This is a genomic window from bacterium (assembly GCA_021372615.1).
GTDB lineage: Bacteria > Armatimonadota > Zipacnadia > Zipacnadales > UBA11051 > JAJFUB01.
On record JAJFUB010000081.1, the window covers coordinates 1 to 1,800 of the forward strand.

Annotated in this window: 2 protein-coding genes; one reads left to right on the top strand and one right to left on the bottom strand. The window is 64.4% G+C overall.

What is annotated here, in order from left to right; all coding sequences use genetic code 11:
- The coding region (locus LLH23_11935; GenBank protein MCE5239184.1) for a Gfo/Idh/MocA family oxidoreductase at nucleotides 1-918 on the bottom strand (918 nt) is incomplete at its 3' end.
- A gap of 272 nt (nucleotides 919-1,190) precedes the next feature.
- On the opposite strand from LLH23_11935, the gene LLH23_11940 reads away from it, so the two are divergent.
- On the top strand, nucleotides 1,191-1,800 hold a 610-nt coding region (locus LLH23_11940), incomplete at its 3' end, for a hypothetical protein (protein MCE5239185.1).

Below are 1,800 nucleotides of genomic sequence, written 5' to 3' on the forward strand. Positions count from 1 at the left end.
AGGGACCACCGTCGGCGGCTCGCCCTTCAGGCAGCAGTCGGCGAAGTACTGCAACTCGGCCGGCAGCGCGCCCCACAGCTTTCCGTAGTAGGTGCTCCAATACGTCGTGTCGGGGTACCTGACGCCGTCCTTGTCGCACACGAAGAAGTTGGGGGTCGTGTCGTTCACCTGGATACTACCCTCGGTCCCGACCACCTCCAGGCGTTCATCGATCTGCATCGCACTGTTTTCGGGGAGGAACCAGACCTGCTCCAGGATCGCGGTAGCGCCGGAGTCGAAGCGGTACATGGTCTGGCCGATGTCGGGGTTCCCCAGGCCCCGGATTTCCACGGTCTGGGCGTAGGCACTGACGATCTTTGCCCCGGTGAGCCACAGCATCAGGTCAGTGTCGTGGACGCCGTCGCCGATGATGGGGCCGATCTTCGGCAGCACCCCGGTAACAATCCAGCGCGGGAGGTTGCGCCGGGCGGACATGGACACGATCTTGCCGATCCGCCCCTCCTCGATTGCACGCTTGGCGAGGGCATAGCGCGGATTGAAGCGGCATATGTGCCCCACCATGAAGAAGCCCTTGGCCTTCTGCGCGGCTGCCACCATCTTTCTGCAGTCGGCCATGGTCGAGGCCATGGGCTTCTCGCAGAACACGTGCTTGCCCGCCTTGAGCGCGGCCAGTGTCGGAGCGGCGTGCTGGTCCCACATGGTGACGATGTTGACCGCTTCCAGCTCCGGGTCGGCCAGCATCTCGTTGTAGTCGGTGAAGGTCTTCTTCACGCCGAAGCGCTGCGCGACTTCCTTCAGGCGCGACTTGGTGCGCGTGCACAGCGAGTACAGCTCCACGTTGGGAAGGGAGGCCAGCGCCTCGCAGTGTTTCTCGCCGAACCATCCGAGACCGATGACGCCGAACTTGACCTTGCTCACAGCAGTGCCTCCCTGGGCCATGCCTGGCAGACGGCCGGCCGAAGTGTACTCGCGAACCTCGCGAGCCTTTCCCCTCGGCATGCCCCCACACCTGCGCGGCCCTGCTCTCAGCCCCGCACCACTGCGAACAGGTCTGTACAACCCGGTCCGGCGTGCAGGGCCCACGGCCTTGGTCCTCGGGGTGATGATCTCGCTTCGCTTTGTCCAGATGATCGTGCGGGCTGCTGGAGAGCCTGTACTACGGCTACGACGACGCGCGTCGGACCAAGATCGTGCGCGAGGACGGCACCAGCATCTACTACCGCTACGACGCCGCGGGGCGGTTGGCCAGGGAGGACGATCTGGACGGCTCGGGCCAGGGCCTGTATGCCTTCGACTGCCGCTTCGACGCGGCAGGAGACCGCAGGCAACTGACGAAGAACGGCGAGACGACCTACTACCAGTACAACACGCTGAACCAGTTGACGCTGGAGGGGAGTACCGGCGGTGCGCTGACCTACTACCAGTGGCAAGCGGACGGGGCCCTGGCCGGGAAGCAGGACGCCCGCAGCACCACCTACTTCACTTGGGATGTCGATGAGGCGCTGACCCAAGCCGACTGGCTTGGAGCGAATCTGGGCTCTGTACAGGTCGCGCACCAGTATGATGCCGACATAATGGCGGGTATGGCCATAGACCAGGTAACTGCCAATCCCTCTGCCTCGCGTCACCCAACACGCTCGCTCAGACCAAAGATGATGTCTCGCTGCCTGGGGCTCCCCTGCGGTGACGCGCAGCACGACGGCCGAAGGAGATCAGCGCGGATTAGCTCGCTGAGTGCCGCATCCAGATCCTCCTGCGGCAGCCCGGTCACCTCGAGCAGACGCTGCCGAGTACGCCAGA